This is a genomic window from Arthrobacter rhamnosi (genome assembly GCF_054510975.1).
Window position 1 is genome coordinate 827,992 of the sequence record NZ_JBTNDN010000001.1, and the last position, 25,973, is coordinate 853,964.

General features: G+C 69.5%; 29 protein-coding genes and 1 riboswitch. Of the genes, 13 read left to right on the forward strand and 16 right to left on the reverse strand.

Annotation, left to right across the window (positions count from 1 at the left end):
* Positions 1 to 21: 21 nt before the first annotated feature.
* The 4 genes from ACX80J_RS03875 to ACX80J_RS03890 all read right to left on the reverse strand — a co-directional run bounded on the left by ACX80J_RS03875 (position 22) and on the right by ACX80J_RS03890 (position 3,701).
* Entirely contained in the window at positions 22 to 378 is a 357-nt protein-coding gene (locus ACX80J_RS03875; protein WP_459345328.1) for a VOC family protein, read from the reverse strand.
* Positions 379 to 533: 155 nt separating this feature from the next.
* Positions 534 to 1,217 (reverse strand): YqjF family protein, encoded by a 684-nt coding sequence (locus ACX80J_RS03880; RefSeq protein WP_459346947.1) that lies wholly within the window; start codon positions 1,215 to 1,217, stop codon positions 534 to 536.
* A gap of 78 nt (positions 1,218 to 1,295) precedes the next feature.
* Complete coding sequence (locus tag ACX80J_RS03885) at positions 1,296 to 2,363, reverse strand: spore photoproduct lyase family protein (protein WP_459346870.1); 1,068 nt, start codon at positions 2,361 to 2,363, stop codon at positions 1,296 to 1,298.
* Positions 2,364 to 2,444: 81 nt separating this feature from the next.
* Entirely contained in the window at positions 2,445 to 3,701 is a 1,257-nt protein-coding gene (locus tag ACX80J_RS03890; RefSeq protein ID WP_459346871.1) for an MFS transporter, read from the reverse strand.
* 148 nt (positions 3,702 to 3,849) lie between these two features.
* Between ACX80J_RS03890 and ACX80J_RS03895 the strand changes: the two genes are divergently transcribed.
* From ACX80J_RS03895 to ACX80J_RS03905, 3 genes are all read left to right on the forward strand, one after another.
* The gene (locus ACX80J_RS03895) at positions 3,850 to 4,368 is read left to right on the forward strand and encodes a MarR family winged helix-turn-helix transcriptional regulator (protein ID WP_459346872.1); all 519 of its coding nucleotides are present in this window, start codon (positions 3,850 to 3,852) and stop codon (positions 4,366 to 4,368) included.
* Complete coding sequence (locus ACX80J_RS03900; protein ID WP_301225212.1) at positions 4,365 to 4,574, forward strand: hypothetical protein; 210 nt, start codon at positions 4,365 to 4,367, stop codon at positions 4,572 to 4,574. Before ACX80J_RS03895 ends, ACX80J_RS03900 begins: the two co-directional genes overlap by 4 nt.
* 223 nt (positions 4,575 to 4,797) lie before the next feature.
* Positions 4,798 to 5,160 (forward strand): hypothetical protein, encoded by a 363-nt coding sequence (locus tag ACX80J_RS03905; protein WP_459346873.1) that lies wholly within the window; start codon positions 4,798 to 4,800, stop codon positions 5,158 to 5,160.
* 145 nt (positions 5,161 to 5,305) lie between these two features.
* Here ACX80J_RS03905 and ACX80J_RS03910 read toward each other — a convergent pair whose 3' ends face one another.
* From ACX80J_RS03910 to ACX80J_RS03925, 4 genes are all read right to left on the reverse strand, one after another.
* Positions 5,306 to 5,938, reverse strand: coding sequence for a uracil-DNA glycosylase family protein (locus ACX80J_RS03910; protein ID WP_087074068.1), 633 nt, complete (start codon positions 5,936 to 5,938; stop codon positions 5,306 to 5,308).
* Positions 5,939 to 6,078: 140 nt separating this feature from the next.
* Positions 6,079 to 6,519, reverse strand: a complete 441-nt coding sequence (locus ACX80J_RS03915) for a pyridoxamine 5'-phosphate oxidase family protein (protein ID WP_459345333.1) — start codon at positions 6,517 to 6,519, stop codon at positions 6,079 to 6,081.
* Positions 6,520 to 6,653: 134 nt separating this feature from the next.
* The gene (locus ACX80J_RS03920; protein WP_459346874.1) at positions 6,654 to 7,781 is read right to left on the reverse strand and encodes a Gfo/Idh/MocA family protein; all 1,128 of its coding nucleotides are present in this window, start codon (positions 7,779 to 7,781) and stop codon (positions 6,654 to 6,656) included.
* Positions 7,778 to 8,512: a sugar phosphate isomerase/epimerase family protein gene (locus ACX80J_RS03925; RefSeq protein ID WP_459345335.1), complete on the reverse strand. Its 735-nt coding sequence runs from the start codon at positions 8,510 to 8,512 to the stop codon at positions 7,778 to 7,780. Before ACX80J_RS03925 ends, ACX80J_RS03920 begins: the two co-directional genes overlap by 4 nt.
* Positions 8,513 to 8,624: 112 nt before the next feature.
* Between ACX80J_RS03925 and ACX80J_RS03930 the strand changes: the two genes are divergently transcribed.
* Both ACX80J_RS03930 and ACX80J_RS03935 read left to right on the forward strand, forming a co-directional pair.
* Entirely contained in the window at positions 8,625 to 9,644 is a 1,020-nt protein-coding gene (locus ACX80J_RS03930; RefSeq protein WP_459345336.1) for a LacI family DNA-binding transcriptional regulator, read from the forward strand.
* Between the two features lie 6 nt (positions 9,645 to 9,650).
* Entirely contained in the window at positions 9,651 to 10,196 is a 546-nt protein-coding gene (locus ACX80J_RS03935) for an aminoacyl-tRNA deacylase (RefSeq protein WP_459346875.1), read from the forward strand.
* On the opposite strand, the gene ACX80J_RS03940 is transcribed toward ACX80J_RS03935, so the two are convergent.
* Positions 10,171 to 10,842 (reverse strand): peroxiredoxin-like family protein, encoded by a 672-nt coding sequence (locus tag ACX80J_RS03940; protein WP_459345337.1) that lies wholly within the window; start codon positions 10,840 to 10,842, stop codon positions 10,171 to 10,173. The two genes, ACX80J_RS03935 and ACX80J_RS03940, sit on opposite strands and share 26 nt — an antisense overlap.
* Before the next feature lie 283 nt (positions 10,843 to 11,125).
* A riboswitch (cyclic di-GMP riboswitch) is annotated at positions 11,126 to 11,200 on the forward strand.
* A gap of 16 nt (positions 11,201 to 11,216) precedes the next feature.
* Here ACX80J_RS03940 and ACX80J_RS03945 point away from each other — a divergent pair.
* Entirely contained in the window at positions 11,217 to 12,452 is a 1,236-nt protein-coding gene (locus tag ACX80J_RS03945) for a glycoside hydrolase family 26 protein (RefSeq protein WP_459346876.1), read from the forward strand.
* Positions 12,453 to 12,470: 18 nt separating this feature from the next.
* On the opposite strand, the gene ACX80J_RS03950 is transcribed toward ACX80J_RS03945, so the two are convergent.
* Positions 12,471 to 13,277 (reverse strand): DNA-formamidopyrimidine glycosylase family protein, encoded by an 807-nt coding sequence (locus ACX80J_RS03950; protein WP_459346877.1) that lies wholly within the window; start codon positions 13,275 to 13,277, stop codon positions 12,471 to 12,473.
* Between the two features lie 158 nt (positions 13,278 to 13,435).
* Here ACX80J_RS03950 and ACX80J_RS03955 point away from each other — a divergent pair, with 158 nt between their 5' ends.
* Both ACX80J_RS03955 and ACX80J_RS03960 read left to right on the forward strand, forming a co-directional pair.
* Positions 13,436 to 13,825, forward strand: a complete 390-nt coding sequence (locus ACX80J_RS03955) for a hypothetical protein (protein WP_459346878.1) — start codon at positions 13,436 to 13,438, stop codon at positions 13,823 to 13,825.
* A gap of 177 nt (positions 13,826 to 14,002) precedes the next feature.
* Positions 14,003 to 14,428 carry a hypothetical protein gene (locus ACX80J_RS03960; protein ID WP_459345341.1) on the forward strand — a complete coding sequence of 142 codons (426 nt, stop codon included), beginning with the start codon at positions 14,003 to 14,005 and terminating at the stop codon, positions 14,426 to 14,428.
* A gap of 106 nt (positions 14,429 to 14,534) precedes the next feature.
* Here ACX80J_RS03960 and ACX80J_RS03965 read toward each other — a convergent pair whose 3' ends face one another.
* Positions 14,535 to 15,503, reverse strand: a complete 969-nt coding sequence (locus ACX80J_RS03965; protein ID WP_459346879.1) for an NAD(P)/FAD-dependent oxidoreductase — start codon at positions 15,501 to 15,503, stop codon at positions 14,535 to 14,537.
* Positions 15,504 to 15,558: 55 nt separating this feature from the next.
* Positions 15,559 to 17,727, reverse strand: a complete 2,169-nt coding sequence (gene malQ, locus ACX80J_RS03970) for a 4-alpha-glucanotransferase (RefSeq protein WP_459346880.1) — start codon at positions 17,725 to 17,727, stop codon at positions 15,559 to 15,561.
* Between the two features lie 172 nt (positions 17,728 to 17,899).
* Here malQ and ACX80J_RS03975 point away from each other — a divergent pair, with 172 nt between their 5' ends.
* Complete coding sequence (locus ACX80J_RS03975) at positions 17,900 to 18,211, forward strand: hypothetical protein (RefSeq protein WP_459346881.1); 312 nt, start codon at positions 17,900 to 17,902, stop codon at positions 18,209 to 18,211.
* Between the two features lie 4 nt (positions 18,212 to 18,215).
* Here the strand turns inward: ACX80J_RS03975 and ACX80J_RS03980 are convergent, their stop codons facing one another.
* Complete coding sequence (locus ACX80J_RS03980) at positions 18,216 to 18,689, reverse strand: MarR family winged helix-turn-helix transcriptional regulator (protein WP_459346882.1); 474 nt, start codon at positions 18,687 to 18,689, stop codon at positions 18,216 to 18,218.
* Between the two features lie 146 nt (positions 18,690 to 18,835).
* On the reverse strand, positions 18,836 to 19,855 hold the full coding sequence (locus ACX80J_RS03985) for a LacI family DNA-binding transcriptional regulator (RefSeq protein ID WP_459346883.1): 1,020 nt from the start codon (positions 19,853 to 19,855) through the stop codon (positions 18,836 to 18,838).
* A gap of 219 nt (positions 19,856 to 20,074) precedes the next feature.
* Here ACX80J_RS03985 and ACX80J_RS03990 point away from each other — a divergent pair, with 219 nt between their 5' ends.
* From ACX80J_RS03990 to yjfF, 4 genes are all read left to right on the forward strand, one after another.
* On the forward strand, positions 20,075 to 21,055 hold the full coding sequence (locus tag ACX80J_RS03990) for an ABC transporter substrate-binding protein (RefSeq protein ID WP_459346884.1): 981 nt from the start codon (positions 20,075 to 20,077) through the stop codon (positions 21,053 to 21,055).
* A 101-nt stretch (positions 21,056 to 21,156) separates the two neighbouring features.
* The gene (locus tag ACX80J_RS03995) at positions 21,157 to 22,680 is read left to right on the forward strand and encodes a sugar ABC transporter ATP-binding protein (protein ID WP_459346885.1); all 1,524 of its coding nucleotides are present in this window, start codon (positions 21,157 to 21,159) and stop codon (positions 22,678 to 22,680) included.
* Entirely contained in the window at positions 22,677 to 23,708 is a 1,032-nt protein-coding gene (locus tag ACX80J_RS04000) for an ABC transporter permease (RefSeq protein WP_459346886.1), read from the forward strand. The genes ACX80J_RS03995 and ACX80J_RS04000 overlap by 4 nt, the downstream gene beginning before the upstream one ends.
* Entirely contained in the window at positions 23,708 to 24,721 is a 1,014-nt protein-coding gene (gene yjfF, locus ACX80J_RS04005; protein ID WP_459345350.1) for a galactofuranose ABC transporter, permease protein YjfF, read from the forward strand. Before ACX80J_RS04000 ends, yjfF begins: the two co-directional genes overlap by 1 nt.
* Before the next feature lie 24 nt (positions 24,722 to 24,745).
* On the opposite strand, the gene ACX80J_RS04010 is transcribed toward yjfF, so the two are convergent.
* The gene (locus tag ACX80J_RS04010; protein ID WP_459346887.1) at positions 24,746 to 25,750 is read right to left on the reverse strand and encodes an MBL fold metallo-hydrolase; all 1,005 of its coding nucleotides are present in this window, start codon (positions 25,748 to 25,750) and stop codon (positions 24,746 to 24,748) included.
* A 117-nt stretch (positions 25,751 to 25,867) separates the two neighbouring features.
* Positions 25,868 to 25,972, reverse strand: a complete 105-nt coding sequence (locus tag ACX80J_RS04015; protein WP_459345352.1) for an MFS transporter small subunit — start codon at positions 25,970 to 25,972, stop codon at positions 25,868 to 25,870.
* Between the last annotated feature and the right edge of the window lies 1 nt (position 25,973).

Genomic DNA, 25,973 nt, shown 5'->3' on the forward strand with positions numbered 1-25,973 from the left:
ACCCCGCGCAGGTTTGCTGCGTCAGTCCGCGCAGAGGCAGAACGGGTGGCCCGCCGGGTCGAGGAACACGCGGAAGGTAGTCCCCGGCTGGAATCCGTGCCGAACCGCGCCGAGGGCGACCACCGCGGCTTCGGCCTCGTCGAGGTCGTCGACCACCACGTCGAGGTGCGCCTGCTGGGGCTTGTCCGTCGACGGCCACTCCGGCGGCGTATAGGGCTCGACCTTCTGGAAGCAGATCGACTGGCCGTAGTCGGCCCGGATCTCGGCCCAGTCCTCCGACACGTCGGCGGTCCAGTCCAGCAGCGCGCCGTAGAACGCTGCGAGGACGGCGGGATCGGGGCAGTCGAGGACGGTGCTGGGGTAACGTGCGATAGCCATGGCACCGACGATAGACCCGCACGAGGACGATCCGTGTCCGCATCGGCGACGGTTTCCTCGCGTCCGGAGAGGCGCTACCGAACGCCGCGGGGCCGGCGTGATGCGGCCCGACGCCGGACCTCGCGCCGGGACTGAGCGCCGCCCCGGCGCTGCCCTCACGCCCGGTGGACCACGCCCGGCCGCCCGAACTGCGTCTGCACGCCCGGTGAGAACAGGACCGATTCCGGCAGCCCCTCGACCCGGAATCCGGCCGCACCCAGCAACCCGTCGTCGAACTCCGTCAGCACCGCCGGGTGCAAGGGCCAGGGCGTGTGGGTGTTGGGAATGTAGAGGGTCCTGCCGGCCAGGGTGCTGTGCAGCCCGAAGCGCGCGGTCAGTTCCAGCGACAGGGCGTCCTCCGCCGTCCGGTCCGTGTCCGGCCGGACGGCGAAACGGGACGTGGCCTGCCTGCGGTACCGGACGACGTCGTACCCGTACTCCCGCCGCGCACCCTCCCCGCGCTGGATCGGGGAGCACTTCGACCACACGTACGGGATCCCGCCCGCGCGCGCAGCGAGGACGACGGCGAGGCGCGACGCGTCGAGGGTCACGAAGACGACGCCGCGCGTGCCGTCGGGCCCTCGCGAGTAGAGCCGGACGTTGATCTCCGGAAAGGACCCGAAGTAGGGGACGGGCAGGCCCCGGCCCAGCCCGGCTCCGACCATGCGGAACCCGATCAGCCCCACCCAGGACGAACCGTCCACCTCATCGGGCACCACTCCCGGGGGCAGGTAGGGTGCTGCCACCTCGGGGGCGATCCGCCAGTGCAGGAACACCGCGTCCGCCCAGCACTGGTCCATGATCACGGGACGCGGCAGCGCGGGTGCGAGGTACCGGGCGGGGTCCTGCTGGTGGCCGGTCGTCACGCGGACTGCGCCCTAGAACGCATAGCGGATCCGGCAGTAGGGCAGTTCTGCCCCGGCCAGGCGGAGGAACTCATCGAGGTAGCCCCGCTTCTCGTAGGCGATGTACCGCACGTTGGTGAAACCATTCTGCGACCGTTTCGTCTCCTGGAGGTCCGGCCGCCACAGAATCTCCTCGGCTTGCGGGTGCCAGCCCATGTTGACCTCGTGCAACTGCTGGTTATGCGTCAGGAAGATGGCCTCCGCCGCGAGCTGCTGCTTCGCGGCCGGCGAGAGCGAGGCATCCAGCTGCCGGAAGAGCTCGCGCCAGTCCTCCTGCCAGCCGGGCGTGATGATCACCGGCGAGAAGTTGACGTGGACCTCGTAGCCCGCGTCCACGAAGTCGTTGATGGCGGCGATCCGCTCGGCGACGGGAGCAGTGCGCACGTCCACCGTGCGGGCGAGCCTCTCGGGCATGAGCGAGAATCGGATGCGCGTGCGTTCCTGCGGGTCCCACGACAGCATGTCGCGGTTCACGTACTTGGTGGCGAAGGAGAGCTTTGCGGTGGGGAGGTCCCGGTAGAGGTCGACGAGGTCCCGCACGTTGTCGCTGACGAGCGCATCGACGGAGCAGTCGCTGTTCTCTCCGATGTCGTAGACCCACGCGGAGTCGTCGCACTGGTTGGGTTCCAGCTTCATGCCCTGCCGGGCGACGTGCCGTTCAAGGTAGCCGCTGATCTGGTCGATATTCGCGAAGACCGTGATCGGATTGCTGTACCCCTTGTGACGCGGGACGTAGCAGTAGGCACAGGCCATCGCGCAGCCGTTCGCCGTCGAGGGCGCGATGAAGTCGGCCGACCTGCCGTTGGGCTTGGCCGTCAGGGTCTTCTTGACGCCGACGACGAGGGCCTCGGTCTTGATCCGCGCCCATCGGCGGACGTTCGCCTCATCGCCGCTGAGTTCGGGGATCCGCCAGTGGCTCGCGACCTCCACGATGTCGGCCTCCGGCCAGCGCGCGAGGATCTCCTTGCCCCTGGGTAGCTCGGCCGCGGCCGGCTCGACGTAGATACGAGTGATTTGGAGCAGCTTGCTGGGCTGGAGCATGCGACCTTCCGAGTGGCGGCTTTGCATCCAAGATATCGGGCCGCACCGACATTTCCGGGCCCTCGAGCACTCGTCCTCGGGTCAGCTCTCTGTGGGAGATCCCGTCGAGTCGTCCGTGCCGCGCTCCGCGGCATCGATGGTCGTATCGGTCAGGACCAGGAGCCCCACCAGGAGGAACGTCGTCAGTACACCCATGAGAACGAAGACCGCCTCGATGCCGAGGACATCCGCCAGCAGGCCCCCGGTTCCTGCACCCAGCGGCATGGTGCCCCAGGCCATCAGCCGGAAGCCACTGTTCACCCGGCCCAGCAGCCGGTCCGGGGTGATGCGCTGGCGCAGGGACACCGAGATGACGTTCCACACCGCGATTGCGAGGCCGCCGAGCACATAGGTGGCCCCGATCAGCACGAGGCTGTCGGTGAGGGCAGGAACCAGGACCAGCAGGGCCGAGGCCGGAATGGCCAGGGCGAGGGACCGTGACCGGCCGAGGATCCCCTGGATCCGTTCGGCGACCAGGGCACCGGCCACGCTGCCCACGGCCAGCATGGCGAGCAGGACGGCGTAGCCGACCTCCGACAGCTTTAGGGCCGACGACGGCCCAACGGCGTGGAGGACGAAGATCGCGAACGCCGCGCTGAAGGCGAAGTTGAACACGCCGACCATGAGGGCGAGTACCCGGAGCACCGGGGAGGCCCAGAGGAAGCGCAGCCCCTCGGCGACCTCTGCCCGCATGCTCGTGGTGCCGGTTCGGGGCATGCGGTAGGACCCCGGCAGCAGCAGCAGCAGGCCGCCCGCGGCCAGCCAGAGTGCCGCCGCACCCCCTGCGGCGAGTGCCGCTCCCATGGCGACGAGTGCTCCGCCGAGCGGAGGCCCGATGAACTGGCCGGCCGTCAGTTCGACCGCGAACAGGCGACCGTTGGCCCGCGGAAGCTGGTCCCGATGGATGAGCTGCGGAAGGATCGACTGCGCGGACGTGTCGTACAGCGTCTCCGCCGTGCCGATGACGAACCCGACCGCGTACAGCAGCCAGATCGACATGCCGCCGCCCAGCGCTGCTCCGGCCAGCAGCAGGAGGGCGCAGGCTCGGACGGCGTTGGCCGAGCCCATCACGCGGCGTCGGTCCAGCCGGTCGGACAGGGCGCCGGAGGGCAGGGCGAACAGGAGCCACGGCAGGCTGAGTGCCACGCCCAGTCCACTGACGAGGACAGGCGACGTGGTCAGGGCGACCGCCATGAGGGGAAGAGCCACCTTGAGGGCACCATCGGCGAGGTTGGACAGCGCGGAGGACCCGAGGAGCGTCCAGAACGGACCCCCGAGGGGCGGCGCAGGCGAAGGCATGACTCAGGATGCCAGACGAATCTGGTCTGCGGGCAGCACCACCTGCGGGGTAGCACCCGTGCCGTGATGGGCGGTGGGCCAGGTGCAGACTCGTGATGGTAGGCTACTAATAATTAGTATACGAACCTTTCAGCCGCAGAAGGGGCCCATGGACACCAGGACCGACGACGACCTCCTGCTCGAGCGCCAACTATGCTTCGCACTGTCCGTGGCATCCCGCAGCGTGGTCGGTGCCTACCGGCCGGTCCTCGAGAAACTCAACCTGACCCATCCGCAGTACCTCGTGATGCTCGCCCTGTGGGAGGAGAGCCCACGCACGGTGCGGAACATCAGCCGGGCGCTCGCCATGGAGTCCGCGACCCTCTCACCGATGCTCAAGCGACTGGAGGCGCTGGGACTGGTGACGCGCACCCGGGTCGCCGGCAACGAGCGCGCCCTTGCCGTCGAACTCACCGCAGCGGGCCGGGAGCTGCGCACCGAGGCACGCCAGGTCCCGGTGACCATGATGGAACGGCTGGGACTGACCCGCGAGCAGGTCGAGACCCTCAACGACGCCATGCACGCCATCATCCGGGCGACGGGAACCGAGCTGCCGTCCTCGAGGCACGAATCAGAACTCCCCCTACCCCGGGGGTACGAACGACACCAGGAGAAGGATTACCCATGAGCAAGAAGGATCCGCTGTCCGCGCGTTTCATGACGGCCACCGGAAAGCTGCGCATGTTCTTCGGCCCCGCCCAGCGGGGCACCACGTCGGGGCCGATCGTCTACCGCGACGACGAGGCACAGCGCCTCCGGCAGGAGGAACTGCAGCAGTGGACGGTGGTGCGCAACCCCGACGGGTCCACCTACCTCAGGCGGAACGGGGAGTAGCGGCCGGCGGGAACCGCGCCGGCCGATGGGCATGGCCACGGGCCCGCGGGGGTGCAGCCGGACCTCTCGGGGGCCGCGTCGGTCTACCGAGCGGTAACTTGCGGAATTCTTGCGCCTGGAGCGCCGGAAACAGGCGAAATCAGTGGCAGACTATTGCAGTCAATGTTTTCTGCCCATGGGGACTTTCAGGGCGCCCTCTTGACTTAGAAAAGGTCTCACCTATATGAGCACGCAGCGCCCGTCCGTCAGCACGCCTTCCGCCGCCTCCCGGTCGACGAGGACCACGCTCCTCGTCATGCCCGGGGGGCGCGATGCGCCGGGCGCCGGAGTACTGGCCGACCACCTGGCTGCCGAGACGGAGGGATTGCTCGACTCACTCGAGGGAACCGTCGCCCGCCTGGCGCTGGCGCACCGCTCGTGCATCCCCGACCCCTGCGAGCGCGCCCTGGACGACGAGGCTTTCGCCTGGGTACAGCAGTCCCTCGAGGACATCTCGGCGACCCTGCGGGGCCTCACGCTCGGGCGCGCTGCTGATGATGCCGCCCCCGCCGGGGCCTCCTTGCGCACGGTGACCGGCTCGGCCTGAGGCCTCACCGGGCGACATGCAGAACAATGCGCTGAATTCCGCCCGGGCGAAGTTCAGCGCATTGCTGTAAGGGTCGACTTGCCGACTCCTTGACGACCCGTACGTCCGGATCCATCCGGCCGCCGGGTCCAGACGGACTGCGGATCTAGATGGACTGCCGGACCCGGATCCCGGCCCTGCCCATGGCGTCGGTGTAGGCCGACTGGATCTCCTTGAGCCACAGCTCCTGGTTGGCGGGAGTGCCCTTGAAGGCGCGCTCCCCTGGTGAACGGACCTCGTAAATCTTGAACCCGCGCTTGGCGATGGCACGGTTCTCGAGCTTCATGAGCCGGCGCGCGGCCTTGTGGGCATCGGCGCCGTGCGCCACGAGTGCCGAGGCGCGGGGAACCTGCTGCAGGAAGGTCAGGAGGGGCTTCACCCCATCGGTGATCTGCTCCATCGTCAGGGCGCGCTCCTTGCCCTCCGGGAGGTACCAGGGGTGGGCGTTCCACGGCATGAAAGCATCGGGGCGAAGGCCGATCGCTTCGTAGATCCCGGCCATGCGGATGGAACTGGGGTCGTCGTTTTCGAACGAGACGAACCCCGACGGCAGCGATGCTCCCGGATTCGAGAAGAGGCTGACGATCTTGCAGCCGTCGACGTCGTGGATGGGATCGATGTACGGCACGCCCGACCCCGGCTTGGACTCGGCCAGCGCGTCGCAGAGCCGGTTCACGTCCTCGATCTGTGGATCGTACCGCTGTTCCCATTGCTGGGCCCGATACGTGGGGTCTGCCATGCGCTGTACCAATTCCGCCTCCTCGCGGACGGCGCCTGGGGTGGCGCGAACGTGTCCGCAGACTTCCAGCCTACGCCAGTCGTTCGCGGGCTCCGCTGCAGCGGTGTCAGCAGCGGTATCAGCAGCGGTATGAGGCCGTGCTACCGGGCCGTACCGACGCGGCGCCCGGAAACCGACGTGGGCACCACCTGCACGAGCTGCCGGCGATCCCCGCCGGCCCACGGTTCACTGACCATGCGGCCCCATACCGCCGACAGAAGTGCCTCGTCCGTCACGACGGCGGTCGATCCCTGCACCAGGACGGACCAGCCGGACATCTGCTCCGCGACCACGTGATCGACCTGAAAGGCCACCCGGTCGAGGGACGTGCGGCCCAGGTCACCTGTCGACGAGGTGCGGAAGTAGACACCGCGGTCGTGGACCACGTAGTTCACGGGGAAGATGAAGATGCGCCCATCCCTGAGGAACCCGAGGCGGCCCGTGAGGCCGGTACTGAGGAGGGCCCAGCATTCGTCCGGCTCGATGGCCTCAGAGGAATGCCCTGCCCCCGGCATGTCCCAGACGTCGTGATCGGTGGTCATTGCGCGGTCCTTCCATCGATGAATCCGGACCCCTCCACCCTAGGGGAGCAACGCCCTGGACAGGAGTCCGGCCGGCGACTTCTGTCCAGGGCCCGTGCGGACGTCAGCAGATGCCGGTCTCCGCGCCTCCGGCGTCAGGCAAGAGTCGACACGTAGGGATCCCAGTCCTCGGGCAGCGGCTCGGCCGCGGTTGCCGTGCTCAGCAGCGGGACGAACTCGCCCGTCGCGATGCTTTCGGAGATCGAGACCATGGCATCGAGCACGTGGTACGCCATCTCGCCCTGCGCGCGGTGCGGACGCCCCTCACGGAGTGCGCGCGCCATCTCGAGCACACCGCTGCCGCGCGTCGACGTCGCCCCGACTGCCGCGATCACCTCCGGTTTATCCGCTCCGGGGCGGGTGAGCAGCAGGTCGCCCGTGAAGGTGTTCGGGTCGGGGAAGGCGAGCGTCCCCTCGGTTCCGGTGACCTCGATGAAACCCGCGCGCTTGAGCGGCGAATCGAAGCTGAAGATGCTCTGGGACGACCCGCCGCCGGCGAACTGGGCGATCGCGCTGACATGGGAGGGGACGGTGACGTCGAAGACCTCGCCGGCCTTCGGACCCGATCCGATGGTGCGCTTCTCCCTGGATTTCGAGCCGATGCCGGCTACCTTCGTGATGGCTCCGAAGGTCTGGACGAGGGCCGTCAGGTAGTAGGGACCCATGTCGAACAGCGGCCCTGCGCCCTCCTGGAAGAGGAATGCGGGGTTCGGGTGCCAGGACTCCGGTCCTGGCGACTGCATGAGTGTCAGCGCCGTGAGGGGGACGCCGATGTCTCCCCGCGCCACCAGGCGCAGGGCGGTCTGCAGGCCTGCACCGAGGAAGGTGTCCGGGGCGCACCCGAGCCGGACCCCTGCGGCGTCGGCGGTCTTCAGGAGGCCGATCCCGCTCTCCCGGTCCAGCGAGAAGGGCTTCTCGCTCCACACGTGCTTGCCGGCACCCACGGCGGCAGTCGCGACCTCCACGTGCGCGGCGGGAATGGTCAGGTTCACCACGATCTCCACGTCGGGATGGTCCAGGGCGTCCTGCACACTCCCGGATGCCGGGACGCCGAACTCGGCGGCCCGCGCGGCAGCGAACTCCTCGAACATGTCGGCGACGATGTGCACCGTCACGTCGGGGAAGCTCGTGAGGTTGGTCAGGTACTCCCTGCTGATGACCCCGGCGCCGATGACGGCGACGCCGACCGGGCCCGTGCGGCGGGCCCCCGCATGGATGCTCATTTCTTCCCCTCGTTCAGGTACGCCAGGCTGTCCGCGACGGCGGTGAAGATGTCGCCGTCGAAATCGTCGAGTTCCACGACGGCGGCTTCGAGGCCGGGAGCGGCGCCCAGCACGTCCCAGACGCGCATCCGCCCGGAACCGACGGCCACCTGCTCCTTGTCGTTCTTCGTGAGCGGACCATCCTTGATGTGGATGAAGCGCACGCGGTCACCGAGGCGGCGGAGCAGTTCCACGGGGTCCTCGCCGCCCACGGCCGCCCAGTACGTGTCCACCTCGAGGACCACCCGGGGGTCGAGGTGGCCGGCGAGGACCTCGAGTCCGGAGACACCGTCGATGCGCTCTTCCAGTTCGAATTCGTGGTTGTGGTAGCCGACGGTGATCCCGTACCCGGCGCCCTTCTGCGCTGCCGCGTTGAGCGCCTCGGCCGTGGCCTTGATGTCGGCCTCCGACGTCCAGTGGGACCGCTCCACGTGCGGGTCGATCACGGTGCCGATGCCCAGCGTGCGTGCTGCCTCGAAGATCTCGTCCTGGTCGGCACGGAGGAGCGGCGCGTGGCCGGACGGCGCGGTCAGCCCGTTGGCCGACAGTGCCTCGGCCAGCTCCTCCGCGGTGGCGACGAAGTTGTAGGGCTCGACGGCGGTGTAACCCAGCTCGGCGACGCGCTTGATGGTGCCGGGAAGATCCTCGCCTATCGCTGTCCGCAGTGTGTAGAGCTGCAGTGAGTACGTCACGGATTATTCTCCTCGCTGAGAAATCGGGCTTACTGAACCGGTTCAGGTGATGGGTCGAACCTAGGCGATAGTCCAGGGCCGGTCAAGGAATCGCGGGGCTATTGTGTAATCCATGGCCAAGGAAACCATCGCCGGTCTCGCGCAGCGCCTGGGCATCTCGAAGGCATCCGTCTCCTACGCTCTCAACGGCCAGCCGGGAGTGAGCGAGCTGACCCGGCGTCGTGTCCTGGACCTCGCCGATGAACTCGGGTGGTATCCCAGCTCCTCCGCCCGCGCCCTCTCCCGGTCCCGGGCAGGCGCCGTGGGGATGGTGCTGTCCGCGGACCCCCTCCTGATCGGCACTGAACCGTACTACATGGGCCTTCTTACCGGCATCGAGACCGCGCTCGCCGAGGGGGACATGGCCCTGATGCTGCGGATGGTGGGCAAGGATCCGGAACAGGAGCGGGCCACCTACGAGCGCTGGGCCGGTGAGCGCAAGGTGGACGGCGTCATCCTGTTCGACCATCGCCACGCCGACCCCCGGCCCGCCCTGCTCGAGCGGCTGAGGCTTCCCTTCGTGCTGCATGGAGCGCCGGTCACGGAAGGTGCCGCTGTCCGATCGGGAACCACGACCGACCACGCGCTGGACGCCGCCACCATCGTGGACCATCTCCACCGGGCCAATCATCGGCGGATCGCCCACGTCTCCGGCCCCCGCAGCTTCCTGCACGAGGAAGCGCGGATCAGGGGCGTGCAGGACCGCGCCGGCCGGCACGGCATCTCGGTGACCCAGTACGAGGCGGACTATTCGCTCGATTCCGGTCGTGATGCAGCCGGAGCGCTCCTCCGCGCAGGGGAGGGGATCACCGCACTCGTCTTCGGGAACGACCTGATGTCGATGGGTGGGCTGCTGGCGATGCGCGCCGTGGGCCTGCGCTGCCCGGACGACGTCGCCCTGGTGAGTTGGGACGACTCCCTGCACTGCGAGCTGGCCTCACCCTCCGTCACGGCACTGGCCCGCAATCCGGGCCTGCAGGGTCGGATTGCCGCGGAACTGCTCCTGGGGCTGCTGGACACGGGCGCCGTCCAGACGGCCCGCATGCCTGCCGGGAACCTCGTCGCCCGATCGAGCACCGGCGCCCTACCATAGGGCACCATGGACTCTCCCGCCCCCCGCCCCCTGCCCTCAGAACGCGATGCCGCGGCCCGTGCACTCGACGTCGTCCTGGTACCCAGGACGGACCACGGCACGTTCGACGACGCGGCGACGGCCCAGGGCCTCTCCGGTGCCGACGGCGTCAAGACGATGGTGGCCAAGGTCAGCGGCGGGACCACGGTCTTCGTGCTCATCCCGGGGACGCGGCGACTGGACTGGGCGAAGCTGCGGTCGCTGCTGGCGGTGAACAAGGCGTCCCTCGTGAAACCGGAGGCGGCACGCGAGATCACGGGATACGAGTCCGGGACCATCACGCCACTGGGCAGCAGCAGTGTCCTTCCGGTCTATGCCGACGAGCGGATCCCAGGACGCCGTATCGGCATGGGCTCGGGCTCCCGGGATTATCTGCTGTTCACGGATGCGGATCCGCTGCTGGCCTCGCTCGGTGCGACCGTCGGTAACATCACGTCGGAGCTCCCCGCGGAGGTCGCTCCGGCGGCATCCGGCCCTGAAGGGGCGGCTACAGTGCCACGAGGGCGTCGATGATGTCGCAGGCCTCCGTGCGCGTCGTGTAGTCCACCCGAGGGTCGATGAGGCGGATGGTGCCCGTGGCGTCGGCCACGACCACCGTGGGGAATGGGATGGCGCCGGTCCCGTCCATATTGAGGCCTGCCACGTCGATGCCCAGGGCTGCCTGCGCCCGCACCACATCGGGACCCGGCACACTCACGATCCCGAGGCGCGCGGCCAGGGCATTGCCCCTGTCCGCATAGAGAGCGAAATGGAGCCCGTCGTCCCGGGCGGCCCGGACCGCGGAATCCGGCTCCTGCGGACTGATCGCGATGAGTCGGGTCCCGAAGGCCTCGACGACGGGACGGAGCTCGCGCTGGTACGTCTTCAGCGCGATGCTGCAGTAGGGACACCAGGAACCGCGGTAGAACACGATGATGGCGGCCGCGGCGCCGAGCACCTCGCTCAGCCGCGTCCGCTGTCCGCCCGCGTCGTACAGGAAGGAGTCGGGTAGCGTGTCGCCCACTCGTGCGACCCCCCGGGGGAGGCCGGCGCGGCGGAGGTCCTGCTGCTCGCGGGCGAACACCTCGGCGAGCACAGGGCCGATCTGCGCCTCGAAGGACGGGGTGAACGCGTCCACCTGCAAGGCGATGGTGTTCGTGAATGCCGGTCCCTGATTCATCCGTCCCCCTCACTAGACCCGCCACGGGAGCCTCGATACCGCGGCAGGACCCATTGTGGTGCACGACACACGGAATTCCCAGCACGGCAGCCCTTCCGGTCCTGCCACCGGGCACGAATCGAGGAGCCCGGCGTGCCGTCGGCGCGGCGCCGGGACGGCCTGCGGAAGACCTGCACGAATCCTTCGGCATACTTCAGGCGCAGAAGACCGTCGCGGAGCAGCGCGCTCGGGACAATGGAGGAGGCTCCCGCCGCGCGGGAGACGCACCGCTCGGGCAGCCGCCCAGCGACAAGGGCAAACCCGGCGCGAGCCGGGGACGCAAAGCCACGGGACCCCTGCGGTCAGCCGGGCTACCGAACACCTAGGTGCCGATCATGCTTCCAGCTTCCCGCGTATCCGCCGGCTCCGCCCGTGGAACCACCTACCGCCTCCTCCTCCTCGTCACAGCGATGGCGGTCCTCACGTTCGGACTGACACCCCCCGCTCAGGCCGCAGCGACGATCACCCTGAGCAGCACGTCCGGGGAAGCCGGCTCCCCCGTCACCGTCACGGGCGCCGGGTTCCCGAAGCGCACAAAGGGCACCGTCGTCGCCGGCACCGCGAAGGTGGCCGTGACGACGACCTCCACGGGCACGTTCCAGGTGTCGATCGGAATGCCCACCGCGCCGGGCACCGTGACCGTCACGGCCACGGCCGGCAGCGCCGTCGCAAGTGCCTCGTTCACCGTCGTCGACCCTGTTCCCGCGCCCCCCGGCACCAGGACCATCCGGTTCGGTGTGGGCACGAACGGCGGAGCTGCCGCCGGCGGTGAACTGGACGAGGTTGCTGCCCTCGCCGGCGAGGCTCCCTCGATCGTGCTGTCCTACAAGGACTTCAACCAGGCGGCGCCACTCGCCGAACTCGACGCCGTGCGGGCCCGGGGCGCCGAGACACTCCTGACCTGGGAACCCTGGACGTGGGGCGGCGGCACGGAGCAGCCCGCCTACTCCCTCGACCGCATCGCGGCGGGAGACTTCGACGCCTACCTCCGGGAGTGGGGTACGGCGCTCGGCCAGTGGGGCCAACCCGTCTACCTCCGGTTCGCGCACGAGATGAACGGCAACTGGTATCCGTGGGCCGAGGGCGTCAACGGCAATGGCGCGGGCGACTACATCGCCGCCTACCGGCACGTGCACGACGTCGTCGCGTCGACGGGCGCGACCAACATCAGCTGGGTCTGGAACCCGAACGTGCCCTACTGGGGCTCGACGCCCCTGGATCAGCTCTACCCGGGCGGGGACTACGTCGACGTCGTGGCGCTGGACGGCTACAACTGGGGCACCTCGCAGTCGTGGAGCGCGTGGCAGGAACCCGAGGTGCTGTTCGGGGAGGGCATCACGCAGCTGCGGCAGCTCGCCCCCGGCACTCCGATCATGATCGCGGAGACGGCTTCCTCCGAGGTGGGCGGGTCGAAGCCCCAGTGGATCACCACCCTGTTCCGCTATGTGTCCGCGCAGCAGGACGTCGTCGCCCTCGTCTGGTTCCACATCAACAAGGAAGCGGACTGGCGGATCAACAGCACCTCCGCCTCCGCCGACGCGTTCAAGGCGGGCCTCGCAGCACGCCGCTGACGGGGACGGAGCGCAGCGTCAGGCGGAGGAGCGCGGGGGCTGGCAGCGCGGACACCACCAGGTACGACGGCGGCCCGGGTCGCCGGGCACCTCGGCCCGAACACGTACGGCCGTCCCGCAGCGCAGGCACGGCCTGCCGGCCCGGCCCACCACCCAGTGCCGCTCACCCCTGCGGAGGGTGCCCGTGGTGACCTGGTGCGCTCCGGGCCGGGTGGCGGAGAAGCGCAGGCACCGCGCCCCGAGTGCCACCAGGGCGGGGACGTCGACGTCGGCCATGACCGTGTCCGGGTGGAGGCCCCTGAGGAAGCAGAGCTCGTTGACCCAGAGGTTGCCGAACCCGGCGACGTTGCGCTGGTCGAGGAGGGCAGCGGCGACGCGCACGGCGGGATCCCGGCCGAGCCTGCGGACCGCTTCGTCCGCGGACCAGTCATCGCGCAGCGGGTCCGGGCCGAGGTACCCCACGACGTCCCCCTCCGCACGGGTGGGCAGCAGGTCGACGACGGGCAGGTCCAGGCCGTACGCCGTCGGCCCGTCCTCCACCTCGAGGATCACGCGGGCATCGGGCAGGAGCCTGCGGGGCAGCGTCCGTCCTGCGGCCGTCACCGTCCACGACCCCTGCATCAGCAGGTGCGTGTGGAGGGTGAGGCCGCCGTCGAACCGCGTCAGCAGGTGCTTTCCATGGGTCACATGCTCCGTCACGCGCATGCCGTCCAGTGTGGTGGTGGCATGGGCGGGGACACGGAGGTCCCCGCGCTTCAGGGTGCGGCCGTCGAGGGATTTCCTCAGCCTCGCCGCGAGCCGGAAGACGCTGTCCCCCTCGGGCATGATCCCTCCCCTGCTCCGTCCGTGGTCCCGGGCACAGAGTAGCCTCCGCCGCCGACACGAGCCGCGGGCACCGGGGCGAGCCGTCGCGGGCTTGTCAACAGCTGCGGAGTGCCGGTTATCCGTTGTGGCAGGGTTCCGGTGTTCCTAGCGTTGGCGGCATGACAAAGCCCATCACTCCCCGGCAGCACGGACTCATCGACTACGGCTTCTCCGCGTCGATGCTCACCCTTCCGTCGCTCTTCGGCATGAGCCGTAAGGCACGGCTTTTCTTCGCGATGTTCGGTGCCACCCAGGGTGCCGTCAACGCGATCACCGACCAGCCCTTCGCCATCGCGCCGCTGATCAGCTTCCGCGCCCACCGCACGGCGGACCTGGGCAGCACGCCCCTCTACGCCCTGGCTCCGCTGCTCACCGGCGTGGCTCGGGAGGGCCGGGCCCGTGCCTTCTGGCTGCTCATGGGCGGCGTCCTGGTGGCGGTGTACAACCTCACGGACTGGCAGGCGACCACCAGCTCGAAGAAGAGCGGTGGCCGCTTCCGTCTGCGGTAGGCGGCCGCTACTCCTCCTGAACGCGCTGCTCCCCCAGGTGCCCTGCGCGTCGAGCAGCAGGGGCCGATCGGCTGTCTTCCGGAGAGCCCGGGCGCCGCGCGCCGAAAATGCCCCTCGCCCCCCTTGGTGCAGTGGTCTAGATTCGGAAGCACGGCAATCCACCGAAGGGAGAACAGCGTGAAGAACAGACTGGTTTTCGGGGCGGGCATGGGTGTTGGCTACGTCCTCGGCACCCGGGCAGGCCGGGGCGCCTACGAGCAGCTGCGGACGAGGGCCCAGAAGGTGTGGAACAGCCCCACGGTGCAGGACAGGGTCAGCTCCACCACCGACACGATCAAGAGCAAGGCACCGGCGCTGCAGGACTCCCTGAAGGGCAAGCTGAAGAAGGGCGGATCGTCGTCGGACGACGGCGCCACAGCACCCCAGAACCCGGGCAAGGACGTGGGCGCGAGCGGTGACCTCCCCCTGGACGTTCCGCCGGTCGTCACCGCCATGGACACGGGAAGTGCCGGCCTCGGCCCGAGCGGCGGGGATCCCCTCCTCACCGAGGACGCCCCCTTCCAGGGCCAGGACGGGCAGACGCGCCCCGACCTCGACAGGTAGTCGCAGCAGCGAGGTAGCCGCAGTCGCGAGGTAGCCGCAGTCGCGCGAAGGCCCCGGTCCGACCGGGGCCTTCGCCGTGTCCGCGCCCCGGTCCGCCCGGCGGGTCTCAGACGCCCTCGCTGACCGCTTCCTCGGCCTCCATGCAGGTCTCGCAGTCCTCCTCGACCAGCATGGCGTTGATGGCGACCGCCATCCGGTAGGCGTCCCCCGCGGCCGGCACCAGCTGGGCGGCGGGATCCGCGGCATTGCCGACGGCCCAGACCCGGTCGATGGAGGTACGCCCGATGTCGTCGGTCGACACGCAGCCGTCGTCGCGCATCTCGCAGCCGAGGTCGGCCAGCAGGGGCAGGCCCGCATCGGCACCGGGCTCGCAGAAGATCGCGGAGCAGGGAACCAGCGAACCGTCCTCGAGGCCGACGCCCTGCAGCGGACGCGGCCCGCCGTCATCCGGCCCCAGGGCCAGGTGCCGAACGCGCGCCTCCGCGATCCGGACACCACGATTGCGCAGGCGTCGCTCGTCGTCCTCCGACAGCGCGCCGAGGAGGTGGGGGAAGAAGGTCACGTCCTCGGACCACTGGCGGACGAGCAGCGCCTGATGGATGGAGGTCGGGGCCGAGCCCAGGACGCCGAGAGCCTGGTCGCGGACCTCCCAGCCGTGGCAGTAGGGGCACTGCAGGAGGCCGCGACCCCACGCCTCCCGGGCGCCCGGCAGGACGGGGAGGACGTCGCGGAGGCCCGTCGCCAGCAGCAGCTGGCGCCCCTGCACGGCCACCCCGTCCGCCGTACTGACGGTCCAGCTGCTCGGCGCCTGTTCGGCGCGCTCCGCGGAGCCGTCGAGGAACCGCACCCCGTACGGTTCCAGATCCTGGCGCGCGAGCAAGACGAGGCTCCCGGGCGGGGTCCCGTCCCTGGTGATGAACCCGTAGGCCGCATCCGCCGGAGCGTTCCGGGGCGTTCCCGCATCGATCACGGCGACGCGTCGCCGCGCCCGCCCGAGGACGAGCGCGGCGCTCAGCCCCGACAGCCCACCGCCGATGATGACGACGTCGTACGTCTGGTCTTCCGGGCTGTCCATTCCTCCATCCGACCACGAAGGGACGATCCGGTGCGGTCCCAGATTCTTGTTGCGGTCAGGCGATGGGCCCGGTGGCGCCCTCCGTGGCAGGAATCCCCAGGGCTGCGATGAGCGATGCGAAGCGCTGGTTCCCGGCGAGATCCTCGACGAGGACGGCCTTCCCCTCGGCGTCGGCGAGGGGGATCCGCCAGTTCGGGTACTCGTCGTTGGTGCCCGGCTGGTTCTGCGTGCGGCGCTCCCCGACGGCGTCGGCGAGCGCGACGCCCAGCAGCACCGACGGGGTCTGCGCGATGAGGGCGTGCAGCGCCTCGACGGTCTCCTGGACGCCCGGCGCCTCGCCCTCGAGCAGGCCGCGCTGCCGCAGGAGCGCGAGGAACTTCTCCTGGGTGGCGCGGTCCTCGGCCTGCTCCTCCTCCACGGGGCGGCTGAGCAGGCCGAGCTTCTCGCGCAGCAGCACGTGCTCGCCCGCCAGGTAGCCCGCACTCGGTGGGAGGTCGTGCACCGTGACGGTGGTCAGGCATCCCTTGCGGTAGGACTCGGGAGGCAGGGGCCCGTCCTCGTCCTGCTCGAACCAGAGGATCGAGGTGCCGAAGATCCCACGCTCCGCCAGGTACTCCTGCACCCCGGGTTCGAACACGCCGAGGTCCTCGCCGACGACGATCGCCCCGGCGCGCTCCGCCTCGAGGGCGAGGATGCCGATCAGCGCCTTGTGGTCGTAGTAGACGTAGGCTCCTCCCCCGGGCTGGGCACCCTGGGGGATCCACCACAGCCGGAACAGGCCGAGGATGTGGTCCACCCGGATACCGCCCGCATGGCGGAGGATGTTCCGGAGCATGTCGCGGAAGGCCGCATACCCGGACTCGGCGAGCCGCTCCGGGTGCCACGGCGGCTGGCTCCAGTCCTGGCCGTGCTGGTTGAACATGTCCGGCGGGGCGCCGACGCTGATGCCGGCGGCGAGCACGTCCTGCAGCGCCCACGCATCCGCGCCACTGGGATGCACTCCGACCGCGAGGTCGTGCACCACGCCGATGGACATGCCGGCACCGGTGGCTTCGAGCTGTGCCTCCTGCAGCTGCTCGTCGACGAGCCACTGCAGCCACTCGTGGAACTCGATCCGGGCGGCATGGCGCTCCGCGAACTCGCGGGCGCCCGGCGAGCCGGGGCGTCCGACGTCGTGCCATTCAGGTGCCCCGGGGGCGAGCGTCTCGGCGAGCGCCGACCACAGCGCGAAGTCGGCGAGCCCCTGGCCCTGGTGGGCCCGGTAGGCGTCGAAGTCGTGCTGGCGCTGTGCGGGACGCTCGACGGCGAACACGAGCTCGAGGGCTTCGAGCTTGGCGGCGTAGGACGAGTCCCGGTCGAGGAGATCGGTGGCCGTGTTGGCTCCGGTGAACCGGGCGGCGAGGTCACCGATCCTGGCGCGAGCGGCGTCGTCGAGTCGCGCGTACTCCGGGATGTCCTCGATCCTCAGGTACAGGGGGTGGAAGTAGCGCCGGGTGGTCGGCAGGTACGGGGACGGCTCCACGGGTGGTACGGGCTCGGCGGCGTGCAGCGGGTTCACCAGCACGAACCCGCCTCCCTGGGCGGCGGCGGCCTGCGCCAGCCCGCCCAGGTCCGCGAGGTCGCCGATGCCCCAGGACGCCGACGACCGGACCGAATAGAGCTGGGCCATGAGCCCCCAGGTGCGGTGGTCCATCAGGGCCGCCGTCGTGCTCAGCCGGTCGGGCGTGACCACGAAGGTGCACGACGACTGCTGCCCGTCGACGACCGCGTGCAGCGTGTGCCAGCCGAGGGGCAGGGCGTGGGGCAGCGTGCCGTGCCGCCGTTCGAGGTCCTGCCCGTCGACGGTCCGCGTCTCCGTGGCCTCGGCGACTGTCCCGGTGTAGTGGATGCCGTCCTCGTCGACGGCCCAGAACTCGACCTCGGCCCCGGCGGGCACGTGGAGCAGCACCGGGTCCCTGTCGCGCTGGCGCACCACGACGACGGCGGGCAGGACCGAGCTCCACGGTCCGGCGTCCACGTCCTCCAGGGCCCGGGCGATGGCCGCGTCCGATCCGGCGTCCACGCCGAGGGCCGCGAGGACCGTGATGAGGGTCTCCGGGGCGACCCGGGCGGGCTTGCCGTCCCACCCCTTGAAGGTGGTCCCCACCCGGTGCGCCTCGGCGAGCTGCTCGAGCGGCGAGGGGATGGTCGGGGTTGCTTCTTCGTGCTGTGTCGTGTCGGCCATGCCTCCAATCTAGGGGTGGATCAGCAGGCTGCGCATCCGGGCGGGCGGAGCTCCCGCGATTTGACGGGCGCTCCCCCGCCCGGCGGCCTAGCAGTCCGTGTACGGACGGACAAGCTGCCGCGGAGCACACCCCGTGCTGGCCGGAGCCCGTCCGGCGGTGACAGGGTGGAGCATGGCCTACTTCCTCGAGTACCTTGTCCCCGCAGAAAGCGGCGGAGCGGACCTGCCGGTCGATGACGCCAATGACGGCTCCGTCCCCGTCAGCGAGACCGCCGGGCGGGTGGTCCACGTCGACGCCCTGCCTGCCCGCAGCCGGATCGCCGCCGACAGCCTGGAGGCCGCGCGGACCGAAGCGGAGCAGCTCCTCCAGCACAGCAAGGCCGACACCGGCGAGCTCTTCGAGGACTCCGGGGATTCCCTGGAGTCGGGAGCGGGCCGGAGGGTGGGGCGGTTCCGCGAGGGTTCCGGGTGGAGCGAGGACTGACCGGCTACCAGGTGTCCTTCGTGTAGGCCGCGTTGAGCCGGGCGATCAACGCACCGAGGTTCTCCACGTCCTCGGGCTTCCAGGTGCGCATCAGTGCGGTGAAGGCGATGCGCCGCCCGCTCTGCGCGGCCGCGAGCTGCTGCTCGCCGAGCGCGGTGAGCAGGACGCGCTGGGAGCGGGCGTCGTAGGGGTCGAGCTGTCGGACGACCAGGCCCAGCCGTTCCAGCCCTGCGAGCTGTCTGCTCACCGAGGGCTTTCCCACGCCGATGCTCGCGGCGATGTCCGTTGCCCGCAGGGATCCCTCCCGCTGAAGGAGCGTCAGGATCCCGTAGGCAGCCGGCTCCATGTCGGGGTGCACGTTCTTCGCGAGGGCATGGGAGGTGGTCCGCTCGCGGCGCCACAGCACACTCGTCTGCTCCTCCAGCACCTCGATCGCTCGATCGAACGCCTCTCCGTCGGGCCCCTTCACTGCGTCCATGGAGGAAGCGTATAGAGGCCGGAGGCAGGCAGGGGCAGATTCGCCGGAAAAGTTGAAAGATTTCAGTGGAGGGGCGCCGCGCAGGGCGGTCACCGGCGGTCGCCTCGCGCGCAGCACTGCAGCGGGGCGGTTCCGGGACCGGTGGCTCAGGGCCGGTGGCCGCCGGCGGGAGCCGTGCTCGAGCGGACCACCAACCGGGGGCGGAAGGAGTCGCCCTGCATCGACGCTCCACCGGGGCGGGCGATCAGGGCCTCGATGCAGGACCGGCCCAGGTCCTGGAACTCCTGGCGCACGGTGGTCAGCGACGGCTCGTAGAATTCGGCCTCCGGCACATCGTCGAAGCCGATGACGCTGACATCCCGGGGTACGCGGCAGCCCCGCTCGCGCAGGGCTTTCAGCAGCCCGAGCGCCATCTGGTCGTTGCTCGCGAAAATGGCGGTGGGTCCGCCGTCGAGGTCGACGGCACGACCGGCCTCGTACCCCGACCGCGCACTCCAGTCCCCCTGGTACACGGGCCCTTCGGCCAGATGGTGCTTTCCGAGGGCGGACCGCCAGCCCCCCAGCCGCCGCTGCGCGTCGACCCAGTCCAGCGGGCCGGCGAGGTGGGCGATCCTGGTGTGCCCGAGCTCCACCAGATGCTCGACAGCAGCGATGGCCCCCCTCTCCTGGTCGAGTGCGACGTCCCGTCCGAGGCCATGGCCTCCGCCCACGGTGACCATCGGGGTGCTGCCCTGCACCTCCGCGAGCACCTCGAGGGCCGAGACGTGCGGCGTGACCGCGATGACCCCCTCCACCCCGTGGCCGAGGAGATCGCTGAGCGCTTCGTTCACCGCCCTCTCGGAGTAGTCCCGGAGGGTCACCACGGTCAGGAAGTATCCCGCGGCGCGCGCGGCGTCCTGGATCCCCATGAGGACGCTCGACGGTCCGTACTGCGCCAGCTCGCCGGCGAGGATCCCGATCGAGTGGGTCCTCCCGGTCGCGAGTGACCGGGCGGCGGCATTGGGGCGGTAGTCGAGCTCGGAGATGGCCGCCCGGACTTTCCTGCGCGTGGCCTCGCTGACATTGGGGTGCCGGTTCACGACCCGGGAGACCGTCTGATGGGAGACGCCTGCCAGGGTCGCGACGTCCGTGAGACTCGGCCCCCGCGGTGCTGTCACTTCGGTCATTGAGCATCGCCTAACTCCCCATATGGTCCCAGTATGCACGACGTGCGGCACCACCCGTCAGCCGGCCCTGGCGAGCCGTGCGGCTGCTGCCAGGACGGCGGACGTATCTCTTGACGGCCCCGATGTTAGCGTTCACAATGGCTCGCAGGGCACGAAGCCCGGCGCAGCAACGACGGTGCACCTGCTCCTTGCTGTGGTCCCGAAATCCAGGAGGCAGCAGTGTTCAAGAAATCTCTCGTGGCGGTCGCAGCCGCAACCCTGGCCCTCACGGCATGCGGCGGAGGGTCCGGTGCCGGCGGTGAATCCGGCGGCGGTTCCGACGACGGCATCACGATGGGCTTCGCCCAGGTCGGCGCGGAGAGCGGCTGGCGCACCGCCAACACGAAGTCGGTCCAGGAATCGGCGAAGGAAGCGGGTATCGACCTCAAGTTCTCCGACGCCCAGCAGAAGCAGGAGAACCAGATCAAGGCGATCCGGTCCTACATCCAGCAGCAGGTGGACGTCATCGCCTTCTCCCCGGTGGTCGAGTCGGGCTGGGACACCGTCCTGAAGGAGGCCAAGGACGCCGACATCCCCGTCATCCTGACGGACCGTTCCGTCGACTCGTCCGACACCTCGCTGTACAAGACCTTCCTCGGGTCGGACTTCGTGGAGGAGGGCAAGAAGGCCGGCGACTGGCTCGTGCAGGACTCCGCCTCGACCGACGGGCCGATCAACATCGTGGAACTGCAGGGAACCACGGGGGCCGCTCCGGCGATCGACCGGAAGGAAGGCTTCGAAGCGGCGATCGCCGCGGATCCGGACCTGAAGATCGTCCAGTCCCAGACCGGCGACTTCACGCGCAGTGGCGGCAAGCAGGTCATGGAGGCGTTCCTCAAGAACACTCCTGACATCGACGTCGTCTACGCCCACAATGACGACATGGGCCTCGGTGCCATCGAAGCCATCGAGGCCGCCGGCAAGGTCCCCGGCAAGGACATCAAGATCATCACCGTCGACGCCGTCAAGGACGGCATGACGGCGCTCTCCGAGGGCAAGATCAACTACATCGTCGAGTGCAACCCGCTCCTCGGCGATCAGCTCATGGACTTGGCGGAAAAGGTCGTCGCCGGTGAGGAGGTTCCGGCCCGCGTCGTCACCGAGGAGTCGGCCTTCACCCCCGAGCAGGCCAAGGAAGTCCTCGCCAGCCGCGAATACTAGGCCGGCAACGGCATCGGCCGGCCTGCGGGCAGGCCGACCGGGCGCCATCCCCGGGATGCGGTGGGCACGCCCACCGCATCCCGCGAGAGGAATGACAGCACATGAACGAGATCGTCCCCGTGGTGGACATGAGCGGCATCTCCATCGAGTTCCCGGGCGTGAAAGCGCTGGACGGTGTGGACCTGCGTCTGTTCCAGGGTGAAGTCCATGCCCTGATGGGAGAGAACGGCGCCGGAAAATCGACGCTCATCAAGGCGCTGACCGGCGTCTATCTGATCGACAGCGGGACGATCACCGTGATGGGCGCGACGCACCGCTTCTCGGGCCCGGCCGAGGCGCAGGCCGCAGGCATCAGCACGGTATACCAGGAAGTGAACCTCTGCCCCAACCTGTCCGTCGAGGAGAACATCCTGTTGGGGCGCGAACCCCGGCGGCGCGGCGGCATCCACTGGAAGGAGGTCCGGAGGAAGGCGAGGGAGGTCCTCGACCAGCTGCAGCTCGGGCACATCGACCCCGGCTCCGTGCTCTCCACGCACTCCATCGCCATCCAGCAGCTCATCGCGATCGCCCGTTCGGTCCAGGTCGATGCCAAGGTGCTCATCCTCGACGAACCGACGTCGAGCCTCGACACCGATGAGGTCCAGCAGCTCTTCACCGTCATCCGGACGCTCCGGGACCGGGGCGTGGCCATCCTGTTCGTCTCGCACTTCATCGAGCAGGTGTACGAGATCTCGGACCGCATGACCGTCCTGCGGAACGGCAGGCTCGTAGGCGAGTACCGGACGCGGGAACTGCCGCGGATGGGACTCATCTCGAAGATGATCGGCAAGGAGATGGACGCCCTCGCAGAACTGGAACGGGCGGAAAGCCGCCGCCAGCCGGGCCGGCAGGACGAGGCGCCGGTGCTGCAGGCACAGGACCTGGGGCGGAAGGGATCGGTCGGGGACGTGACGGTCGCCCTCCATCCAGGAGAGATTCTGGGCCTCGCCGGGCTTCTCGGCTCCGGCCGCACGGAGACGGCTCGGCTGCTGTTCGGCGCGGACCGGGCGGACCAGGGACACCTGAGCATCGACGGCGCGGCGCAGACCTTCCGCAGTCCCCGAGCAGCGATCGCCAGGGGGATCGCCTTCTCCTCGGAGAACAGGAAGGAGGAGGGACTGATCGGCGATCTGTCCGTCCGGGACAACCTCGTCCTGGCGATGCAGGCGAGCAAGGGCTGGTTGAGAAGGGTTCCCCGCTCCACCCAGGACCAGCTGGCCGACAAGTTCATCCGGGCCCTGGACATCCGACCCGCCAACAAGGACGCGCTGATCCGGAACCTCAGCGGCGGCAACCAGCAGAAGGTGCTCCTTGCACGCTGGCTGATCACCAACCCCCGGCTGCTCATCCTCGACGAGCCCACCCGGGGCATCGACATCGGCGCGAAGACCCAGATCCAGAGGCTCATCAGCAGCCTCGCGGCGGACGGGATATCGATCATCTTCATCTCGGCCGAGCTCGAGGAAGTGCTGCGCCTGAGTGATTCCATCGCCATCCTCAAGGACCGCCAGATGGTCGGCCACATACCGAACGACGGAGTCACCATGGAAGACGTCATGACGATCATCGCGGGAACGCACGCATGAATGCCCTGCTGAAGCACCGCCTCACCTGGCCGGTACTCGCCCTGGTCCTGTTGCTCGTGCTCAACCAGCTGTTCCGCTCGGATTTCCTGTCCGTCCGCGTCCAGGACGGACACCTGTACGGCAGCCTGATCGACATCCTCCGGAACGGGGCCCCGACGATCCTCATCGCCCTCGGCATGACCCTCGTCATCGCCTCCCGCGGTATCGACCTGTCCGTGGGAGCGGTGGCCGCCATCGCCGGAGCCGTCTCCTGCACCTATATCTACAATTCGCCCGACCCCTCGTCCCTCCGGACGGCGGCTGGAGGTGTGGCCATTGCCGTGGTCGCGGGGCTGGTGCTCGGACTGTGGAACGGCTTCCTCGTCTCGGTGATCGGTATCCAGCCGATCATCGCCACCCTCGTCCTCATGACCGCCGGCCGCGGCCTGGCGCAATTGGTGACTGACGGCCAGATCATCTCCGTCTCGAACGACTCCTACCAGGCGATCGGAGCAGGCTTCTTCCTCGGCCTCCCGATCTCGATCCTCATCGCGGCAGCCGCCTTCGGCGTCGCCGGCCTGCTGACCCGCCGGACGGCGCTCGGAACCCTCATCGAAGCGGTCGGCATCAATCCGGTGGCCAGCCGCCTCGCCGGACTCAGCGCGCGCAGCATCATCTGGACCGTCTACGTCTTCAGCGGCCTGTGTGCCGCCATCGCGGGCCTCATGATCAGCTCCAACGTGACCGCGGCGGATGCGAACAACGCAGGTCTCTACATCGAGATGGACGCGATCCTCGCCGTCGTCATCGGTGGCACCTCGCTGGCCGGCGGGCGGTACAGTCTGGTCGGGACCCTGGTGGGGGCCCTGATCATCCAGACCCTCACGACCACCGTCTACACGCTGGGGATCCCGCCCGAAGTCACCCTCGTCTTCAAGGCACTGGTCGTCATCGTCGTCTGCCTCCTGCAGTCCAGCAAGGCGCGGGACCTCCTCCGGCGACGCAGACGTCCCGTCGTTCCGCAGTCCGGCGTAAAGGTGGCTGTCTGATGTCCGTCCTCACCCGCACCCCGGCCAGCCCGGGCCGCACCCGCATCGGCCGTCTCCAGGGCAAGGCCCGCTATGCGCCCACCCTGGCGACCGTCGGGCTGTTCCTCGCGATGTTCGCCATCGGGGCCGGCATGTACCCGGGCTTCCTGTCCGGGCAGGTCTTCCTCAACCTCCTCATCGACAACACCTTCCTGATCGTGCTCGCAGTCGGCATGACCTTCGTCATCCTCACCGGCGGGATCGACCTCTCGGTCGGGTCCGTCGTCGCCCTCTCGATGATGATCGCGGCAGCGCTCCTGCAGGCCGGGTGGAACCCCTTCGTCGTGATAGCCCTCGTGCTGCTGACCGGCGCGACCTTCGGCCTGCTCATGGGCCTGGTCATCCAGGTCTTCGAGATCCAGCCGTTCATCGTCACCCTCGCCGGGCTCTTCCTGGCGCGCGGCCTCTGCTACGTGATCAGCGTGGATTCCATCACCGTGACCGACCCGTTCTTCACCGCCATGGCGCAGGCACGCATCCCGCTGGCCGAGAAGCTGTTCGTCTCTCCCGGAGTCGTGATCGCGCTGGTCGTCGTCGCTGTCGCCTTCTACGTCCTGCACCAGACCCGGTTCGGGCGCACCGTGTACGCCATCGGCGGTGGGGAGTCCTCCGCGCTCCTCATGGGACTCGCCGTCCCGCGGACCAAGGTGCTCGTGTACGGGATCAGCGGCCTGTGCTCAGCGATCGGCGGGATCCTCTTCTCCTTCTACAGCCTCTCCGGGTACAGCCTGGCGGCGACCGGCATGGAACTGGATGCGATCGCCGCCGTGGTGGTGGGCGGCACGCTGCTCACCGGCGGGTACGGCTACGTCCTCGGATCCCTCGCCGGAGTGCTCGTCCTCGGCATCGTCCAGACGTTCATCTCCTACGAGGGGACCCTGAGCTCCTGGTGGACGCGCATCGTGATCGGCGCCCTCCTGCTCGCCTTCATCCTGCTGCAGAAGCTCTTCTCCCGGAAGGCGAAGCTCACCTAGCGCTTCTCCGGGGACCTACAGGCATCACCAGGTGGTGCGGACGAAGTCCCGGTGCATCTCCGTCTGGGTCAGCGCCGAGAGCAGCTGGAAGCCTTCCAGCCCCTCCCAGCCGGCGGTCCAGGTCAGCCGTGCGGCGATGTCCCAGATGCTCGGCCCGCCGGATCGCGCATCCGCCAGGACTGCGGCCACTTCCCGGGCGCGCTTCAGGTGGTGCTCCGCGCACTCCTCCGCCCTCCCGGCCAGTCCCCTGAACCGGTAGCCGTGTCCCGGCAGGGCTTCGTGGTCCGGGTAGCGGCGCACGCGGTCGATCGACGCGAGGTAGTCGGCAAGCGGGTTCGACGCCGCCGGGCCGCCGAGTCCGAGGCCGGCGAACACGGTCGGCAGCACGTGGTCGCCCGTGAAGAGCAGGCCGCGGTCGTCGTCGCGGAGGCAGATGTGCCCGGCCGTGTGGCCGGGTGTCGCCATGACCTCGAGCCGGAACCCCGGGACGGGCAGGACGTCGCCGTCGGACAGCACGCCGTCCACGGCCAGGACGAGCCCTGCGGGCGACCGGTCGACGTACTGGGCGAGTTCGCCTCGCCGCTCCCCGGGGACGCCCCACCCCTCCAGCCTCCCCATCACCTCGTCGATGTCGAGGACCCGCGTGCTGTGCCCTTCGAGTGCGTGACGCTCGGTGCCGTGCATCGCGAGCTGCGCCCCCGATGCGTCCCGCAGGCGGGCCGCCATGCCCACGTGGTCGGGGTGCAGATGCGTCCCGGTGATGCCGGTGACGGCCCCGGCGCCGGGCGTCCCCGGGACGATCTCCGTGAGCGCCGCGGTGAGCCGGTCCCAGTTCGCATCGGAGTCCCAGCCCGGGTCGACGACGTGGACACCTCCGTCAGCACCCCGCAACAGATAGGTGTAGGAGTAGGCGAGGTGGCCGCCGGGCATGGGTTGCGCGAGGGCCCAGACGTCGTCGCGCACCCGGTCGAGGGGCGGGAGCTCACCGCGCCCGGCGGCGTCCGCCTGGCGCTTGCTGGTGCTGTCCATGGATCCTCCCGGGTGGCCTGGTCCCATTCAACCAGCCCGGCGCTCCAGACCGGCGTCCTGCCGGCACCCTGAACGCCCGCCCCCGCAGTGCGGGGGCGGGCGTTCAGGGCCTCCGCGTCAGCCGCCGAACAGGGCTGCGGCGCGCGTGAGTGTCTGGAAGACACCGTAGGCGAGGGGCACTCCCACGAGGGCCCAGACGGCGGCGATGCGCGCTCCGGTCATG

Coding starts and splice junctions, on each gene's coding strand:
- ACX80J_RS03875 (WP_459345328.1), bottom strand. CDS start 378: ATGGCTATCGCACGTTACCCCAGCACCGTCCTCGACTGCCCCGATCCC.
- ACX80J_RS03880 (WP_459346947.1), bottom strand. CDS start 1,217: ATGGACCAGTGCTGGGCGGACGCGGTGTTCCTGCACTGGCGGATCGCC.
- ACX80J_RS03885 (WP_459346870.1), bottom strand. CDS start 2,363: ATGCTCCAGCCCAGCAAGCTGCTCCAAATCACTCGTATCTACGTCGAG.
- ACX80J_RS03890 (WP_459346871.1), bottom strand. CDS start 3,701: ATGCCTTCGCCTGCGCCGCCCCTCGGGGGTCCGTTCTGGACGCTCCTC.
- ACX80J_RS03895 (WP_459346872.1), top strand. CDS start 3,850: ATGGACACCAGGACCGACGACGACCTCCTGCTCGAGCGCCAACTATGC.
- ACX80J_RS03900 (WP_301225212.1), top strand. CDS start 4,365: ATGAGCAAGAAGGATCCGCTGTCCGCGCGTTTCATGACGGCCACCGGA.
- ACX80J_RS03905 (WP_459346873.1), top strand. CDS start 4,798: ATGAGCACGCAGCGCCCGTCCGTCAGCACGCCTTCCGCCGCCTCCCGG.
- ACX80J_RS03910 (WP_087074068.1), bottom strand. CDS start 5,938: ATGGCAGACCCCACGTATCGGGCCCAGCAATGGGAACAGCGGTACGAT.
- ACX80J_RS03915 (WP_459345333.1), bottom strand. CDS start 6,519: ATGACCACCGATCACGACGTCTGGGACATGCCGGGGGCAGGGCATTCC.
- ACX80J_RS03920 (WP_459346874.1), bottom strand. CDS start 7,781: ATGAGCATCCATGCGGGGGCCCGCCGCACGGGCCCGGTCGGCGTCGCC.
- ACX80J_RS03930 (WP_459345336.1), top strand. CDS start 8,625: ATGGCCAAGGAAACCATCGCCGGTCTCGCGCAGCGCCTGGGCATCTCG.
- ACX80J_RS03935 (WP_459346875.1), top strand. CDS start 9,651: ATGGACTCTCCCGCCCCCCGCCCCCTGCCCTCAGAACGCGATGCCGCG.
- ACX80J_RS03940 (WP_459345337.1), bottom strand. CDS start 10,842: ATGAATCAGGGACCGGCATTCACGAACACCATCGCCTTGCAGGTGGAC.
- ACX80J_RS03945 (WP_459346876.1), top strand. CDS start 11,217: ATGCTTCCAGCTTCCCGCGTATCCGCCGGCTCCGCCCGTGGAACCACC.
- ACX80J_RS03950 (WP_459346877.1), bottom strand. CDS start 13,277: ATGCCCGAGGGGGACAGCGTCTTCCGGCTCGCGGCGAGGCTGAGGAAA.
- ACX80J_RS03955 (WP_459346878.1), top strand. CDS start 13,436: ATGACAAAGCCCATCACTCCCCGGCAGCACGGACTCATCGACTACGGC.
- ACX80J_RS03965 (WP_459346879.1), bottom strand. CDS start 15,503: ATGGACAGCCCGGAAGACCAGACGTACGACGTCGTCATCATCGGCGGT.
- malQ (WP_459346880.1), bottom strand. CDS start 17,727: ATGGCCGACACGACACAGCACGAAGAAGCAACCCCGACCATCCCCTCG.
- ACX80J_RS03975 (WP_459346881.1), top strand. CDS start 17,900: ATGGCCTACTTCCTCGAGTACCTTGTCCCCGCAGAAAGCGGCGGAGCG.
- ACX80J_RS03980 (WP_459346882.1), bottom strand. CDS start 18,689: ATGGACGCAGTGAAGGGGCCCGACGGAGAGGCGTTCGATCGAGCGATC.
- ACX80J_RS03985 (WP_459346883.1), bottom strand. CDS start 19,855: ATGACCGAAGTGACAGCACCGCGGGGGCCGAGTCTCACGGACGTCGCG.
- ACX80J_RS03995 (WP_459346885.1), top strand. CDS start 21,157: ATGAACGAGATCGTCCCCGTGGTGGACATGAGCGGCATCTCCATCGAG.
- ACX80J_RS04000 (WP_459346886.1), top strand. CDS start 22,677: ATGAATGCCCTGCTGAAGCACCGCCTCACCTGGCCGGTACTCGCCCTG.
- yjfF (WP_459345350.1), top strand. CDS start 23,708: ATGTCCGTCCTCACCCGCACCCCGGCCAGCCCGGGCCGCACCCGCATC.
- ACX80J_RS04010 (WP_459346887.1), bottom strand. CDS start 25,750: ATGGACAGCACCAGCAAGCGCCAGGCGGACGCCGCCGGGCGCGGTGAG.
- ACX80J_RS04015 (WP_459345352.1), bottom strand. CDS start 25,972: ATGACCGGAGCGCGCATCGCCGCCGTCTGGGCCCTCGTGGGAGTGCCC.